Source organism: Dactylosporangium sp. NPDC051484, from assembly GCF_040689395.1.
Classification (GTDB): domain Bacteria; phylum Actinomycetota; class Actinomycetes; order Mycobacteriales; family Micromonosporaceae; genus Dactylosporangium.
This window is the reverse complement of sequence record NZ_JBFAZX010000003.1, coordinates 311,547-325,071: the sequence shown is the minus strand read 5'-3', so window position 1 is coordinate 325,071 and position 13,525 is coordinate 311,547. Positions and strand designations below refer to the sequence as shown.

Genomic DNA, 13,525 nt, shown 5'->3' with positions numbered 1-13,525 from the left:
TCCCTTGTCTCGTCAGCCAGCCTTCCCGAACCGTCCGCGGCGCCTGCCGCCGACGAGCCAGTACCTGAAGAGAGGACAACCATGCACAGGATCCGGTTCTTCGCCCGATCTCTGCTACCCGCCGCCGTCCTGGCGGTCATCCCGGTGTTGGTCGCCACCCCGGCCGCCAGCGGCGCCGTCCGAGCCGACACGGCACGGGTGAGCTCGAGACCGGAACTGCTGGCGAAGGCCGCACCGGACGAGTGCTTCGCCGGGCCCGGTCAGCCCTACCCTGCGGGGCCGCCCTGCAAGAGCGGGCAGGCGAAGGTGAACCAGTCCTACGTGTGGGGCCTGACCAAGTCGGGCGACCGGGTCTGGTTCGGCACCGGTGCCAACGTCCAGTGCCTCACGCTGGGCACGAGCCTCGGGCAGAGCGCGCCGGTCCAGAACGACGACTACGCGTGCGAGTACGGCTCCAGCCAGCTGAGCAAGAACACCAAGGGCCTGGCGGCGCCGCTGGGTGACTGGCGCCCGCCGAAGGTGTACCTCTACCAGACGTCGTCGAGGCAGCTGACCGACAAGACCGGCGACATCAACAAGGCGTCCAGCACCGACAGCCAGCGGATCAACACCACCGTCGGGATCCGTGCGGCCGGCTCGAACAACGGCGTGGTGCTGCTCGCAGGACCGAGCCTGCTCGGCATCAACCTCTTCGCCTTCGACAGCGCCTCGGGCCGATACCTGGGGTCGACCAGCATCAACCAGTACGGCAACATCCGGCACTTCGTCGTGGCCGACGGGGTTCTCTACGCCGGCGTCGGCCTGGGGCCCGACGGCATCGCCGGGGGCGCGGTGCTGCGCTTCTCCAGCGACAAGTCCAACCCGTTCAAGTACACGGTGGTGGCCAATCTGCCGGCGCAGGTCGCGGACCTCGTCGTGCACCAGGGCCGGATCGCCGTCACCACCTGGCCCAGCGCCGGCGGGTACACCAAGGCGAACTCGGCCGCGGTATGGACGAGCCCGCGCCTGGCGGACGGGCGGCCCGGCCTGACCGAGGCCGACGCCAACGCCTGGAAGCAGGTGTGGAGCGTGAACAGCTACGAGCCGGACCCGACCGTGGCCAGGACGTACGGCCTCGGCGCGCTCGCCTCCTACGGCGGGTACCTGTACTGGGGAACGATGCACGTGCCGCTGAAGGCCACGCAGACGTTCGTGAGCCGCTACAAGCCGGCGAACCAGCAGCAGGGCGCGCTCGCGGTGAAGAACACGCAGCGCACGGCGAGCATCTTCCGCGCCGGTGACCTCGACAAGAGCCGCGCGTCGGTCGATCTGCTGTACGGGGAGTCGCAGCTGCCCGCGTACGACCCGAAGGCGGGCGGTGGCGCGGGCGCCTGGCGGCTCGTCTCGACCGGGTACAAGCCCAAGTTCGGCGCGTCGGGATTCGGCAACGCCTACAACACCTACACCTGGTCGATGGTGGTGACCGGGGGCGCGCTGTACGTCGGCACCATGGACTGGGGCTACATCAGCAGGTACTCGCCGGCGGCGGCCCGGCCCGGGGTGCAGGCCGCGCTCGGCACCCCGGATCCCAAGTCGTACGGCAGCGACCTGTGGGCGTTCACCGACCCGCAGCGAGCGGCCACGGCGGTGGACACCACCGGGCTCGGTAACTACCTCAACTACGGAATCCGCACCATGGTCGCCGACGGATCGGCCATCTACCTGGGTATGGCCAACCCGATGAACCTGCGCACCGACAAGACCGACAAGGTCCCCGAGGGCGGCTGGGAGCTGATCCGGCTCCGGACCTCGCCCGACATCCGGACCTCGCCCGACATCCGGACGAAGTCGTACCGCGTGCGCTCGGGGAGCTGACGCGCTTCCGCGAGCCGAGTCCCGTCCCGCCGACCGGTCGATGCACGGCGCCGACCGGCCGGCGGGACCCGGCGAGGAGTCGCGAGGTGCCAAGAGAGGCGGAGGTCTCATGAACCGGCGATCCAGCAGTGCGGCGTCCTTCAGGCGTACCGCGTGGGCGGTGGCGGCTGTGAGCGTTCTCGTCGTGCTGATCGGCTGCGACGCGGCGCGTTCGCAGGGGCGGGGGACGGCCACGCCGACGGCTTCGGCCAGGTCCGCGGCGGTCGCGCCCAAGCCCAAGAGCCCGGCCGTCGCCGCGGGCTCGTCCGAGCACAGCATCACCGTCGGCGGCAAGAAGCGCACGTTCCGTCTGTACCGGCCGGCCAAGCTGTCGATGTCGAAGCCGGTGCCGTTGGTGGTGATGCTGCACGGCGCCTTCGGCGACGGCCGCCAGGCGGAGATGGCGTACGGCTGGAATGCCATGGCGGACCGCCAGGGGTTCGTGGTCGCGTATCCGGATGGGCTCTTGCGAACCTGGGTCGTGAGCGACGACTGCTGCGGACCGGGAGCCCACGACGGCGTCAACGACGTGGCGTTCATCGACGCCATGGTGACCACCGTCTCCGATGCGTTGCCGGTCGACCCGGCCAGGATCTACGCGACCGGCATGTCCAACGGCGGGATGCTCGCCTACCGGCTGGCCTGTGAGACCACCAGGTTCGCCGCGATCGGGGTGGTGGCGGGAAAGCTGCTCGGGCAGTGCCCGTCGCCACGTCCGATCTCCGTGATCCACGTCCACGGCACCGGCGACGATGTGGTCCCGTACGACGGCCGGCCGGGGAAAATGAACAACGGCGGCGAGGGACTGATTCCGGTCAAGATCGACGGCGGACCCGTGCCCGACCAGATCGACAGGTGGCGGAAGATCGCGCGGTGTGCCGCCGCGCAGACCCGGACGACGGGAGAGGTCACCACGTCGACGGCCCACTGCCCTGACGGGCGCGACGTCGAACTCATCACCGTCGCCGGCGCCGGGCACCAGTGGCCGGGGGGTGCGTCGCAACCGGCGGTGGAGCGCCTGCTCGGGCTGCCCCCGCCGTCGAAGGCGGTGGACGCCACCGACTCGATCTGGCGCTTCTTCAGCGCCCACCCGCGCAAAGGGTGAGTCCCGGCACGCCGCGGTGCCTCGGAGGGCGTGACGCCGCCCTCCGAGGCACACGGCTCGGCCTACTGCGCCCCGCCGTCCCGCGGCGTGACAAGCACCACCGGCCGGCGACGCGTCAGGACGAACAGGACCGCGCCCGCGGCGAGCAGGGCCGCGCCGACCGTGATGACGAGGCCGGTCTGGGCGCCGGTCAGCGGCAGCGCGCCGCCACCGCCGGAGCCGCCGCCACTGCCCGCCGGGTTGAGGACGACCTCGGCGAGATCGTTGGCCGGGTTGTCGTCCTTCGACACGACTTCCGGCAGCAGCGGGTGCTGGAACGACACGGTGCCGGTCGCGTTGGCGATCACCTGCGTGATCTTGATGCCGAACTCGACGGTGGCCGACGCGCCCGGCGAGAACAGTTCGTCCCGGTTGGCGCATTCGTAGAAGCGTTTGCCGGCGACGTGGCCGGCGTGGGTGGCGTCGTTCTCCCGCCACAGCCCGTCGCACTCGTCCGGCACGGCGACGACCTCGGCGCCGTCGGGCACCACGAGGTAGTACCGCCATGACGGATCGCCACCGGCGTAGTGCGCGTCGACGGTGCCCTTGCCCACGTTCTTGGTGCCGATCTTGACCTTGACCACGTCGCCGGCCGCGCCGGCCGCGGTCGCGCCGATGCCGGCGATGTCGATGGTGTTGGCGACCTTGAACTCGGTGTCGGCGTAGTTGTCGTAGTCGTTGATCTCGACCGACCGCGCCCGGGCCGGCGGCTTGGCCTTGGCCACGGCGGAGAACTTCCGGCCGCCGGTCGCCTTCTTCGAGCTGACCTTGGAGCGCAGCGACTGAGCGAGCTCCAGGCCGCCGGCCGACGGGTCGGCGGTGAAGCCCACCCGGTGGTAGCGCGCCGCGTCAGCGGTGATCTTCGCGTGGAAGCCGGGGGTTTGACCGCTCCCGCCCTCGGTCACGAACGTGGCGCCCTCGCCCGGCTTGAGCGACTCGCCGAGCGGGCAGGTGACCTCGACACCGGACTTCCAGTCCGTGTACGTACAGCCGTCGTACTCGTCGGGGACGAAGGCCGAGTCGAACCAGAACGTGAACGCGGAGTCATCGGCGTCCCGGTTGCCCTCGTTGACATACGTCGCGGGGATCCATACGTCGTCGCCCGGCTTCGCGGGCTGCTCGCCGTCGCTCCCGTCGATGGCGACGAGGTCGAAACCATCGGCGACGGTGACCTTGGTGACCGCCGCCGCCTCGGCGGTGTTGCCGGCCTTCGCGACGAGGCTGAGCGTGCCCTTCGCGCCGACCTTGGCGCCGCCGGCGGGCGCCAAGATGAAGGACACCAGGAAGTTGTCGTACGAGCCGCCGGGCAGCGCACAGGTGACCTTGCCGCCGGCCACCGCACAGATGTCGTCGTCGATGGGCGTCAAGGTGGCGAACGCGGCGACCTGCGAAACATCGATGGTGAACCGCGGGTTCGCGGCATTGACGGCGGTGGCTGCGTAGAAGATGGTCTTGCCGATGCCGTCGCTACCGATGGCGATCTCGCTGACCGCCGATACGGTGAACCGCGGCGCCTCTTCCGCGCGAGCGGACCCGGCCGGCGCGGCCGCGAATGCGAGCGCCACGGCGGCGAGTGCCACGGCGAACCGGCGGGCTGCGCGGCGGGGAGGTCGTTCCATGTATGTCCTCAAGACCCGAGGTCTCCTTCACTCTGCGTTCGTTGCCTCACATTGACGGTCGCTGGCGTCCACCCTGGTTGGGCGTGTTTCGACCCGCAAGCCGACTCGTCGATATCTCACCCCCGTTTCACCCGGGTGAGACGTCTCGTCAACTACTGAGTCCACTGTGGACACAGTCGCCGGTGTGAGAATTCGCTCAGGTTGCCGACCCGGCCGGCGATCCGGTTGCTCCCGGGAGAACTCGGACAAATCGTCGCGCGGGTCAATGGCAGGGGGATCAGTTCCGCGAAGGTGCCTTAGCGTGTCACACGCTGTTCAGCATTCGTCCGCCGACAGGTCGAAGTCGGACGCCTAGCGTCCGTAAGTCGGCCGCTGGTCATCGAGGCCGAACCACGACACCTGGAGGTCCGGGCCCATGTCCCGTGCGCTCGTCCGGCGGGTAACCGTCGCCTTGTCCTTAACCACGGCCGGCTTGGCCTGTCAGTTGCACGCCGTCCCGGCATTCGCCAGTCCCGCCGGGACGGGTCTGGTCATCAGTGAGGCGTACGTCAATGGCGGCTCGTCCGGCGCGAGCTTCCTCAACAAGTTCATCGAGCTCTACAACCCGACGTCGAAGTCCGTCTCACTCACCGGCAGCACCCTGCAGTACCGCGCGCCCACGAGCACCGTCGTGCCGAGCGGCGCGCAGGTGTTCGCGCTGTCGGGGGCGGTGGCCGCGCGCGGCCACTTCCTCATCCAGCTGCCGAGCAACGGCACCGGCGGCGAATCGCTGCCCACGCCCGACCTGAACACCGGCGGCAGCATCAACCCGGGCGCGGGCGGTGGCACGCTGTTCATCGCGGCCAGCACCGCCGGCGTGCTGCCCACCGACACATCCGTCATCGACAAGATCGGCTGGGGAACCAGCAACTCCCCGGAGGGGACCGCCGCGACGGGCAACTCGCTCGTCCTGAGCTACCAGCGCGACGCGGCCGGCACAGACACGGACAACAACGCCGCCGACTTCCGCACCGCCACCCCGACGCCGCAGAACGCGGCGTCCGACGGCGGCACGGCGGCCGTCACGGTGACGAACCCCGGCACCCAGAACGCGGCGGCCGGCACCTCGATCGCGCTGCTGACCCTCAGCGCCTCGGGCGGCACCGCGCCGTACACGTGGACGGCCACCGGGCTGCCCACGGGCCTGGCGATCTCCTCGTCCGGGGTCGTCTCGGGCACCCCGGCCGCCGCCGGTGTCTCCTCGGTGACGGTCACCGCGACCGACTCGACCGGCGCGAGCGCCTCGGCGTCCTTCGACTTCAACGTCGCGTCCGAGTCGAAGGTCCTGCCGATCGCCGAGATCCAGGGCACGAACACCGACACGTCGCCGTACGTCGACAAGACCGTGACGACCGAAGGCGTCGTGACCGCTGTCTACACCACCGGCGGGTTCAACGGCTTCTTCATACAGACCGGCGGCGCCGGCGGCACCGAGGCGGACGACGCCACGCCGGGCGCCTCCGACGCGATCTTCGTCTACGGCTCGGCCGCGGCGAGCCAGGTCAGCATCGGCGACAGCGTCCAGGTCACCGGAACTGTCGCGGAGTTCCAGGGCGAGACCGAGATCACCTTCCCGGCGGTCACGAAGCTCGCCAACGCGCTGCCCTCCGTCAAGCCGCTCGTGATCCCGTGGTCCCACCTCGCGACGGACGCGCAGAAGGAGTCGCACGAGGGCGAGCTGCTCGCGCCCCAGGGCGACTTCACCGTGGCGGACAACTACAACGCGAACTGGTACGGCTCCTTCACCCTCGCCGCGGGTGACGGCCCACTGCGCCAGCCCACCGACGCCGGCGCTCCTGGAAGTGCCGCGGCGCAGGCCGTGGTCGCCGAGAACGCCGCCCGGACGGTGACCCTGGACGACGGCGCGAGCTGGAACTACAGCAGCAGCGCGTACACCGGTGTGCCGCTGCCGTGGCTCACGCAGAACAACCCCGTCCGCGTCGGTTCGAAGGTCACCTTCCGCCAGCCGCTGATCCTCGACTACCGGTTCTCGCTGTGGAACCTTCAGCCGGCCCAGCAGGTGACCGACGATGGCCACGCGGTCGCGACCTTCAGCGACACCCGGGCCCTGAACCAGCAGCCGGCCACCGTGGGCGGCAACGTCCGCCTAGCGACCTTCAACGTCCAGAACTACTTCCCGACGACCGGGGAGGCGTATGTCGCCAAGGGTCTGGGTACCTGCACCTACTACACCGACCGGGCCGGCAACCGCATCACCGTGAAGACCTGCAGCGGCCCCGGCAACACCGCCGGCCCGCGCGGCGCCGCCAACGACGCCAACTTCCAGCGGCAGCAAGCGAAGATCGTCACCGGCATCAACCGGCTCGGTGCGAGCGTCGTGTCGCTGGAGGAGGTCGAGAACTCCGCGAAGTTCGGCCAGCCGCGGGACACCGCGCTCGCCGGCCTCGTCGACGCGCTCAACGCCGCCGCCGGCTCAAACGTGTGGGCGTACGCGCCCACCCCGGCCGACGACAAGCTGCCGCCGCTCACCCAGCAGGACGTGATCCGCACCGCGTTCATCTACAAGCCGGCTGAGGTCGCGCTCGTCGGGGCGTCGACGGTGCTCACCGGCGACTCGGGCCCCGGCCAGCCGTTCTCGATCGCCCGCCAGCCGCTGGCCCAGGGCTTCAAGAAGGCCGGCGCGACCGACGCCGACGCGTTCCTGGTCGTGGCCAACCACTGGAAGTCGAAGGGCAGCGGGACCCCGCTGTACGACGGCGACACCGAGGACACGTCCTCGCCGGCGGTGAACCAGGGCTCGTTCAACGCGACCCGCGTCCGTCAGGCGCAGGACACGACCGCCTTCGCCGCACAGGTGGCGGCGGGCCTGGGCACGGACCGGATCTTCCTGGTCGGCGACTTCAACGCCTACACGCACGAGGACCCGATGCGGGTGCTCTACGACAAGGGCTACACCGACCTGGGCTCCACCCTCTCCCCGTCGGAGTACACGTACGGCTACAACGGTCTGCAGGGCTCCCTCGACCACGTGCTGGCCAACGCCGCCGCCCGCGCGCTGGTCACCGGGGCGGACGTGTGGCAGATCAACGCCCAGGAGGCGGTGGCCTACGGCTACAGCCGCTACAACTACAACACCACACTGCTGTTCAACGGCGGCGAGCCGTTCTCCGCCTCGGACCACAACCCGGTCGTCGTCGGGCTGAACGCGCCGGTGACGCCGGTCGCGCCCGCCTGGAGCGCCGCGAAGGCGTACAACACCGGCGACACGGTCTCCTACCAGGGTTCGACCTGGCTGGCGAGTTGGTGGACCCAGAACCAGACCCCGGGTGACCCTTACGGCCCGTGGCAGCAGATCACGACGGCCCCGGACGGTACGGCCGTCTGGACCGCGTCGCGCATCTTCAACACCGGCGACACGGTCGTCTACCAGGGCAAGAAGTACGTCGCCCAGTGGTGGACCCGCAACCAGGTCCCCGGCCAGCCCTACGGCCCGTGGAAGGTCGTCGGCTGATCCGACGGCAGTGCGAGCCGGGGCCGCCTTCCGCGCGAAGGCGGCCCCGGTCGTCATTCGGGCAGCCGCCGCCCGCCCGTCGTATCGCCTGTCTCACGGCGCCGCAGCCCCCGGCGAACGTTCGCGGATGCGTTCGCGCCACAATCTGATCTTCCGATGTCGGGTCGCCTTGCCGGCATCCGATCGCTACTGCTGTTGGGGCGGCTGAATTGGCGGATGCGGTGACGCCGTGGTGGCAGGCGGTCGACGAGGCCGTCGAGTCGCTCGTCGCGGTCCTGACGGCGGCCGCCGCCCGCGCCGGCCGCGAACGCCCACGGGGCGGGCCGCGGACGGAAGGCCGCGCCAAGAGCACGCGCCGCCAACTGGCCGAGGTCGTGCGCTCCCACCGCCTGGCCCCGGGCGTCACCGCCGATCGCACCACGATCGCGGCACTGTTCGCCGGGCACCGCGGGCTCGTCACCGATCCGGTGCTGGTCGTCGCCGTGGCTCAGGCCTGCGCCATCGTCGCGGGCCGCAAACTCACCGCCCGGGAGACTGCCCGCCTGCGCTCGGCGAGCGCCCGGATAGCCAAGCTGATCGCCCGCGCGGAGGCCGCCGACCGGGCCGCCGTTCCTTCTGTTCCGGCAGGTCTCACCGCCCTGCCCTCGGCCCCCTCAGCTCCCTCAACCCCAGCCGCGCCTGCTCCCCCGGCAGCTTCGCCGCGGCCGACCACCGCCGCGCCCTCGCCCACGACGCCGCCTCCACCCGCGCTCCCCGCGCCGGCTCCCCCGGCAGCTTCGCCGGGCCCAGGAGCGGCCTCCGGCGGACCTCGGCGCCCCCGCGGCCGGCGCACGCCCGTCGGTGCGACCGCCCGCCCCCGAGGCCACGGCCGGCGGCACCGGCGACGGCTGGCCGCCGTGGCGGCGGTGCTGATCGCCGCCGCCGGCGCCCTCGTCGTCGTCCCGGTTGCGCTCTCGGGCCCGTCGAACACCTGCCAGGCCGACGGCGTCCGCACCGCACCGCTCGGCGGTCGGCCGGTACCGATGGCTCCGGCGCTCGACTTCGACGAAGTGCACGGGTCCGTATGGCGGGCCGATCAGCACGGCCGCACCTACTACTGGGCCAGCGCCGGCTCCGCCGCCGACCGCCCGGCATCCGGCGGAGCCAGCGTGCGCTGGCGGTTCGACACCGGCGACACGTGGCACGACTGCGCCGTCACCTTCCCGGCGACTGCCCGCGACGACGTGCACACCGCGGCGGTCGCGACCACCCTGGCCGGCCGCCCGGTGCGGCTGCACGTATGCCTCTGGCGCGATCGCCCCTTCCGGCAACAGTGCACCGCCGTCGGCGACGCACTGCCGGCCGCCAGCCCCGGCAGCTGAACATGCTCGCCACTCGCTTCACCCGCACCAGCGTGCACCGCACGGCCCGCGCCGGCACCTGACCGATGCCCGCGCTACGTCAGTCCGCTCGTGCCGGCCGGCCCGCCCGGCCGTCCGGTCAGCGAGTCCGCCTCGACGCGCGCCGCCTCGGCCTCCGCGGTCGCGGCCGCCGCCTCGTCGTGCTGCCCGAGCCGACCGCAGATCTCCGACACCGAACGCAGCGCCGCGGCGAGTTGTTGTGCGCGTTCCGCCGAGCCGGTCGAACCGGATTCGTGGCAGACGTTGGCGGCCCGTTTGGCCACGTCCAGCGCTTCGCCGTGCCGGCCGAGCGTCTCAAGGCTCGCCGCGAGGATGACCAGCGCCCGGCTGTACGCCGTCGTCCGGCTGCCCGCGGCCTGCTTGCGTGCCGCCTGGTACAGCTCCACCGCCTCCTGCGCGGCCTGCAGCGCCTCGTCGTCACGGTCGGCCTGCGCCAGGCTGACGGACAGGTTCGTCAACGCGTGGCCGAGCCCATCGGCTCGGCCACCCGGGTTGTTCCGGTCCAGGCCACGAAGAATCTCCACCGCCTGCTGGTCGACGGCGAGGGCGTCGGCATACCGGCCGAGACGGTCGAGCTGCAACGCGAAGTCGCTGGTCGCTGCCCCCAGCGCCGACCGGTACATGCCCGGGTGCCGATCCTCGAGCTCGTCGTAGACGTCGACCGCTTCGTCGGCGGCGCGCAGGGCCTCCTCGTGCCGGCCCAGCTGGCTCAACCGCCGCGCCAGTGCATCCAGCGTTTCGGCCAGCTTCGGCTGATACGCGTCCGGGTCGGCGCTCGCCATCCGGCGCGTCAGCGCGACCCGGATCGCCTCCGCGCGCGCGTCCGCCGGCTCGTCCGGGGCCGGCACGGCGCTCGCCGGCACCGCCCGGGCCGGCCGCGGTGCGGCCGACTCGGCGCCACCAGCGCCGTCTGGCCCGCCTGAACGGGCGTGGGGAGACGACGCGCTTGCCGGGCCCGTGCCCGCGGTCGCAGACCTGGCGGCGGCCTTCTCGCGGCGACGATCTGCCCTCCGCCGCGCCGTGGCGACCGGGTGCTCTTCCGGCTCCACGACCGTCAGCCACTCGGCCGTGCGCGGGCGGTAACCGTGCCGCTTGAGCAGGCCGTGCACAATCGCCGTCGTGTGGCCGGCACCGTAGACGACAGCCACGTCGATGCGCTCGGCCGACCGTTCCCGGTCGATGGCCGACAACGCCGCGAGGAGCCGCTCGTCCCGCGTGCCGCTGAACACGTCGTCCAACTGCTGCGCCAGCTCGTGATCGTCGAACGTCTCCTGCTGGGTGTCCGGAAGGTCGCTCAGCTCCACTTCCGGCCCGAGCAGATGCCGACGGCCACCGAAGAACTGCATCACGGCCACGAACGGCATGACGCACCACAGGACGATCCGCGCTCGCCAGGGGAGAGTTCGCCAGCTCTGCGTGAACTCGTCCACGGTGACATCCGGGTTGATCAACGGCACGCCGAGCGACCCGTACGCGATGTTGTCGACCACCAGGTGCGAGCGCTTGTTGGCCGGCATCAACCGGTATGTCAGGGTGATCGCCCGGCCCAGCGTCGAGCGCCCGCCGACGCCCTCGACCACGAGCAGGTCGCAGCGCCGCAACCGTTCGGTCACGTCGGCGTAGAACCGTGGGCTGGACACATGCAACATCGGGAACACGACGAACTGCAACTCGGCACCCGGACGACGCAACCGCAGCACGGCCGACCGGGTGCCGATGACACTGTGCTCGATGATCTGCACGCCGCTCTCCCCCGAAGCACCCGGATCAGCCCCGCGCCGAGCCGGGTCTCGAGAACAGTGTTACGCGCCGATGCGAGCCGGCACATCTCGCTGCTCGGTGGGCCGCCCGGATCACGGCTGACCCGCGCACCGGGCGGGAGGCACCACCGTCCGGTCGATGACATTGATCGCTTCGCCCGGCCGCCCACGATGTGCGGCTTCGTCGCCGTCATCCCGTTTCGTGGCCCGGGCCAGGCGGGGCTCGGTCAGCAGCAGGGCCACGGCGGCCGCTGTGATGAGGGCACCCGCGAGGGTGACGGCGTGGACGCCGGCTCGGTCGATGATGAGGCCGCCGAGAAAGGAGCCGCTGGCGATGCCGACGTTGAAGGCGGAGCCCGTGCCGGCCGAGGCGAGGTCGGTGCTGCCGGGCGCGACCTGCAGTGTGCGGTTCTGGATGGCCGCGGCCATGGCGCTGAACGCGAAGCCGTTCAGGGCCAGGGCGGCGATCGCGGCGGGCCGCAGGGTGCCGAGGAGGTACAGGGCCAGCAGGGCCACGACGGTGAGCGCCATCGGGATGACGAGGGCGAGCCAGGGGTACCGATCAAGAAATCGGCCGACCACGACGGTGCCGAAGAATCCGGCTGTGCCGGTCACGAGCAGGAGTGGGCCGAGCGTCGCGGGCGCGAAGCCGGTGACGTCCAGCAGAAAGGGCGTCACATACGTCTGTGCGGTGACCGCGCCGGTCACAGCGATCGCGGTGCAGAGCACAAGCAGGAGGTATCGCCGCGTGTCGGGAGCGCTACCGCGCGCGGCGGCCTCGGACTGAGCAGTGCTGCCGCCCGGAAGCAGGGTCACCACGGCGGCGCACGTGATGACGCCGAGCACCGCCATGACCAGGAACGCGAAGCGCCAGCCGGCCTGCTGGCCCAGCCACGTGCCGATGGGCACGCCCAGCACCGGGGCGAGGGCGGCACCCATGGACATGCGCGCCACGGTGCGGCCGCGCCGCGACGGCGGGAACAGGCCGGTGGCGGTGGAGCCGACGACGGACCAGAACAGCGCCTGGGTGAGTCCGACGACGAGTCGCACGGCGAGCAGCACGCCGTAGTCGGCGGCGAGCGCGGTGACCAGCGTCCCGGCGGAGAACACGCCGAGTGTCACGCCGAGCAGGAGGCGGCGCGGGACCCGCTGGGTGATCCGGGCCAGGGGCAGCGACGTGAGCATGACCACCACGGCATAGCCCGTCATCAACAGGCCGACCTGTGATCTGGACCGGTGTAGGTCGTCGGCCATGAGGGTGAGCAGCCCGACGGGCAGGACCTCCGTGGTGACGAACGTGAACGTCGCGATGGACAGGGCGGCCAGGGCCAGGTTGGCACGTCGGTGATCGAGCATGACCGCTCCATATCCGAGAATGTTTCCGACCAACTGTCGAACGATGGGATCATGAGCATGGCACTCGTCCGCTGCGACTTCTTCTCCGACACACTCGGGTTCGGCACGTCGATGACCGTGCTGCTGCCGGAATCGACGACCGGGCAGATCGGCATGGCAGGCAGCGGTCGCACCGGCGAGTTCCCGACCCTCTATCTCCTGCACGGCCTCAGCGACGACGACACGATCTGGACGCGCCGCACCGCGCTCGAGCGATACGTGGCCGAGATGGGCCTCGCCGTGGTCATGCCGCAGGTGCAGCGCAGCTTCTACACCGACGAGGCGTGGGGCCGTCCGTATTGGACGTTCGTGGCCGAGGAACTGCCGCGTGTGGCGCGCAGCTTCTTCCGGCTCTCCGACGACCCGGCGAAGACGTTCGTCGCCGGCCTTTCCATGGGTGGGTATGGCGCGTTCAAGCTCGCGCTGCGCCACCCCGACAGGTTCGGCGCCGCCGCCAGCCTCTCCGGCGTGCTCGATCTCGCCGACCGGATGCGCGTCCTGAACAGGCCCGAGGACCCGCGGATGTGGCAGCGCATCTTCGGCGACCCGCCGGCCATCGAGGGGACCGACGACGACCTGTTGCACCTGCTCGGCAAGGTCGCCGAACCGCCCCCGCTGTATGTCACCTGCGGCACCGAAGACGTCCTGTATTCGTCGAACGTGCGGTTCCGCGACGCGTGTGCCGAGCGCGGCATCCCGCTGACGACGGACTTCTCCCCCGGAGTGCACGACTGGGCCTTCTGGGACGACAAGATCCGCGACGTCCTCGCCTGGCTCCCGCTGCCGTGATCCGGACGCTGGCG

General features: G+C 71.2%; 8 protein-coding genes. 5 read left to right on the top strand and 3 right to left on the bottom strand.

What is annotated here, in order from left to right:
- Window positions 1-81: 81 nt before the first annotated feature.
- Entirely contained in the window at window positions 82-1,854 is a 1,773-nt protein-coding gene (locus tag AB0367_RS07785; protein ID WP_366225417.1) for a hypothetical protein, read from the top strand.
- Window positions 1,855-2,023: 169 nt separating this feature from the next.
- Window positions 2,024-2,998 (top strand): PHB depolymerase family esterase, encoded by a 975-nt coding sequence (locus tag AB0367_RS07780; protein WP_366225416.1) that lies wholly within the window; start codon window positions 2,024-2,026, stop codon window positions 2,996-2,998.
- 62 nt (window positions 2,999-3,060) lie between these two features.
- Here the strand turns inward: AB0367_RS07780 and AB0367_RS07775 are convergent, their stop codons facing one another.
- Window positions 3,061-4,656, bottom strand: a complete 1,596-nt coding sequence (locus tag AB0367_RS07775; RefSeq protein WP_366225415.1) for an LPXTG cell wall anchor domain-containing protein — start codon at window positions 4,654-4,656, stop codon at window positions 3,061-3,063.
- 472 nt (window positions 4,657-5,128) lie between these two features.
- Between AB0367_RS07775 and AB0367_RS07770 the strand changes: the two genes are divergently transcribed.
- Both AB0367_RS07770 and AB0367_RS07765 read left to right on the top strand, forming a co-directional pair.
- Entirely contained in the window at window positions 5,129-8,167 is a 3,039-nt protein-coding gene (locus tag AB0367_RS07770; protein WP_366225414.1) for an ExeM/NucH family extracellular endonuclease, read from the top strand.
- 209 nt (window positions 8,168-8,376) lie between these two features.
- On the top strand, window positions 8,377-9,528 hold the full coding sequence (locus tag AB0367_RS07765; RefSeq protein WP_366225413.1) for a hypothetical protein: 1,152 nt from the start codon (window positions 8,377-8,379) through the stop codon (window positions 9,526-9,528).
- 74 nt (window positions 9,529-9,602) lie between these two features.
- On the opposite strand, the gene AB0367_RS07760 is transcribed toward AB0367_RS07765, so the two are convergent.
- Both AB0367_RS07760 and AB0367_RS07755 read right to left on the bottom strand, forming a co-directional pair.
- Window positions 9,603-11,309 (bottom strand): tetratricopeptide repeat protein, encoded by a 1,707-nt coding sequence (locus tag AB0367_RS07760; protein WP_366225411.1) that lies wholly within the window; start codon window positions 11,307-11,309, stop codon window positions 9,603-9,605.
- A 111-nt stretch (window positions 11,310-11,420) separates the two neighbouring features.
- The gene (locus tag AB0367_RS07755) at window positions 11,421-12,683 is read right to left on the bottom strand and encodes an MFS transporter (protein WP_366225410.1); all 1,263 of its coding nucleotides are present in this window, start codon (window positions 12,681-12,683) and stop codon (window positions 11,421-11,423) included.
- Between the two features lie 57 nt (window positions 12,684-12,740).
- Here AB0367_RS07755 and AB0367_RS07750 point away from each other — a divergent pair, with 57 nt between their 5' ends.
- Window positions 12,741-13,511: an alpha/beta hydrolase family protein gene (locus AB0367_RS07750; RefSeq protein WP_366225618.1), complete on the top strand. Its 771-nt coding sequence runs from the start codon at window positions 12,741-12,743 to the stop codon at window positions 13,509-13,511.
- The last annotated feature ends 14 nt before the right edge of the window (window positions 13,512-13,525 follow it).

Bases quoted from the DNA above. Each gene is read 5' to 3' on its own strand.
- AB0367_RS07785 (WP_366225417.1), top strand. From the start codon at position 82: ATGCACAGGATCCGGTTCTTCGCCCGATCTCTGCTACCCGCCGCCGTC.
- AB0367_RS07775 (WP_366225415.1), bottom strand. From the start codon at position 4,656: ATGGAACGACCTCCCCGCCGCGCAGCCCGCCGGTTCGCCGTGGCACTC.
- AB0367_RS07755 (WP_366225410.1), bottom strand. From the start codon at position 12,683: ATGCTCGATCACCGACGTGCCAACCTGGCCCTGGCCGCCCTGTCCATC.
- AB0367_RS07750 (WP_366225618.1), top strand. From the start codon at position 12,741: ATGGCACTCGTCCGCTGCGACTTCTTCTCCGACACACTCGGGTTCGGC.